Genomic DNA, 2,765 nt, shown 5'->3' on the forward strand with positions numbered 1-2,765 from the left:
GTCTCGGCGACAACATCAGACGGCCTGGGGTTCACGGGCAGGGGAGAGGGCGTTACCGCCATCGCGACCGCTCTCGTGCAGTCGGTCGGGTAGCCTCAGCCTGCCTCGAATAAGCTGGGGTGTATGACCGTGCGCCTCTACGACTCCCGTGCCCAGGAGTTGGTCGACTTTGTTCCCCTCGAACCGGGAAAAGTCGGGCTCTACGTGTGCGGCCCCACGGTGCAGTCGTCGCCGCATATCGGGCACCTGCGCTCGGCGCTCGTGTACGACCAGTGGCGCCGCTGGCTCACCTGGCGAGGCCTCGACGTGACCCTCGTGCGCAATGTCACCGACATCGACGACAAGATCCTCGCGAACGCGAGTGAGTCTGAGGAATGGTGGGCGCTTGCCTACCGGTTCGAGCTCGAATTCACGGCAGGCTACAACGCGCTCGGCGTTCTGCCGCCCACGTATGAGCCCCGCGCCACCGCGAGCATCGGGCAGATGCAAGAGATCATCCAGCGCCTCATCGACCGAGGCCACGCCTACGCGGCGGGCGATGATTCCGGCGACGTTTACTTCAGCACCACGTCATGGGCGAACTATGGCGAGCTGACCCGCCAGGCGCTCGACGACATGGCCCCGGCCACGGATGCCGATCCCCGCGGCAAGCGCGACCCCCGCGACTTTGCCCTATGGAAGGGCCACAAGTCGGGCGAACCCGCCTCGGCGAGCTGGCCATCCCCGTGGGGTGACGGCCGGCCCGGCTGGCACATCGAGTGCTCGGCGATGTCGTCGCGCTACCTCGGCCCCACCTTCGACATTCACGGTGGCGGGCTCGACCTGCGGTTTCCCCACCACGAGAACGAGCTGGCTCAGTCCGCTGCGGCTGGCGACGGATTCGCCCGGCACTGGGTGCACAACGGCCTGGTCAATGTGAACGGCCAGAAGATGTCCAAGTCGCTCGGCAACTCGATCTTTGCGAGCGAGCTGCTCTCGATGGCGAGCCCTCTGGTCGTTCGGTACTACCTCGGTTCTGCCCACTACCGGTCGACCATGGACTACCACGATGGCGTGCTCGTCGAGGCAGAAGCGGCGCTTGAACGCATTGAGGTGTTCCTCACTCGCGCGCATCGGCGCCTCGCATCCACTCGCTATGTCTCGGAGATCGTGCAGGACATCCCCGAGGCTTTTGCCGAAGCGATGGACGACGATCTCTCTGTGCCGCAGGCCCTCGGCGTGCTGCACGAGACCGTGCGGGCGGGCAACGCGGCCTTCGATTCAGAAGATCTCGTCGCTGGCGCGCGAGCTGCGGGCGCCGTTATCGCGATGACCGATGTGCTCGGAATCAACCCACTGGCCGTAGAGTGGCAGACTGCGGCAAATGAGCCCGCACTCGCAGCGCTCTCGGCCCTCGTCGAGCGACTGCTCGCCGATCGCACAGCTGCCCGTGAGGGACGAGACTTTGCCGAGGCCGACCGCCTTCGCGACGAACTCGCCGCGGCGGGCATCCAGATCGAGGACACCCCGAGTGGTCCGCACTGGTCCCTCGCGGGCCAGCCATAAACACTGATTTAGGGAAAAACCCATGAAGAACAGCGGCAACAAGCCCCGGGCCGGAGCGGTCCGTAAGACGCGCAAGGGTCCTCAGGTCGGCTCAGGCGGACAGGGGCGTCAGGCCCTCGAAGGCAAGAAGCCCACCCCCAAGGCCGAGGATCGCCCGTACCACCCCGCTGGCAAGCGCAAGATTGCCCAAGACCGTCTCGCCGAAAAGCGTGGCGGCGGTCGCCCGGCATCGACGGATGCTCCGCGCCCCCGTCAGCAGTCGCGCCCCAAGCAGAACGACGATATCGAGGTCGTGACCGGCCGCAACTCGGTGCTCGAGGCTCTGCGCGCCAAGATTCCGGCGACCGCCCTCTACATCGCGACGCGCATCGAATATGACGACCGCGTCAAGGAGATCATGGGTCTGGCCACCAAGCGTGGCCTGCCCGTGCTTGAGGTGATGCGCCCCGAGCTCGACCGGCTCGGCGGCTTCGACTCGGTGCACCAGGGTGTTGCGCTCAAGGTGCCTCCGTACAACTACGAGCACCCCATCGAGCTGTTTGACAAGATCGTCGCTCGCGGACAGACGCCTCTTCTGGTGGCGCTCGACGGCATCACCGACCCCCGAAACCTGGGTGCAATCATCCGTTCGGTCGCGGCGTTCGGCGGCCAGGGCGTCATTGTTCCGCAGCGTCGTTCCGTTGGCGTCACCGCCTCGGCGTGGAAGACCTCGGCCGGTGCCGCGGCGCGCACTCCCGTGGCAATGGCATCCAACCTGACGCAGACGCTCAAGGCGCTCAAGGAGCGCGGCGTCTTTGTGCTCGGTCTTGATGGCGGAGGCGACGTTGAGCTACCAGGCCTGTCGTGGGCCAACGAGCCTCTCGTCATTGTCGTCGGCAGCGAAGGCAAGGGCCTTTCGCGCCTGGTTACCGAGACGTGTGACGCGGTTGTGTCGATTCCGATCAACGCCGCAACGGAGTCGCTCAATGCTGGCATCGCCGCATCCGTGACCCTGTATGAGATCTCAAAGCTGCGGGCGCAGGGCAAGAAGCGCAAGTAACACCACAGCAGGTGGGGGGAGCCCGGCGATCGTCACGATCGCCGGGCTCTTCTACACCCGGTCGCGCCAGTCGATGTCCTGGTCTGGGATGATCTGAATCGGCACGGTGATGGCACCCGTGACGGGATCAAACATTGTGGCCTCGTCGCGGCGGTGCCGCAGCACCGTGTCGATGTAGGAG

General features: G+C 65.7%; 3 protein-coding genes. All 3 read left to right on the forward strand.

The window, feature by feature from the left end; all coding sequences use genetic code 11:
* Positions 1 to 93, forward strand: a 93-nt coding sequence (locus AC062T_RS14005) for a 2-C-methyl-D-erythritol 2,4-cyclodiphosphate synthase (RefSeq protein WP_476031042.1), incomplete at its 5' end; no start/stop codon positions are given.
* Between the two features lie 30 nt (positions 94 to 123).
* On the forward strand, positions 124 to 1,545 hold the full coding sequence (gene cysS / locus AC062T_RS14010; RefSeq protein WP_476031038.1) for a cysteine--tRNA ligase: 1,422 nt from the start codon (positions 124 to 126) through the stop codon (positions 1,543 to 1,545).
* A 22-nt stretch (positions 1,546 to 1,567) separates the two neighbouring features.
* The gene (gene rlmB, locus AC062T_RS14015; RefSeq protein ID WP_476031040.1) at positions 1,568 to 2,584 is read left to right on the forward strand and encodes a 23S rRNA (guanosine(2251)-2'-O)-methyltransferase RlmB; all 1,017 of its coding nucleotides are present in this window, start codon (positions 1,568 to 1,570) and stop codon (positions 2,582 to 2,584) included.
* Positions 2,585 to 2,765 lie beyond the last annotated feature (181 nt).

The organism is Homoserinimonas sp. (assembly GCF_056262345.1).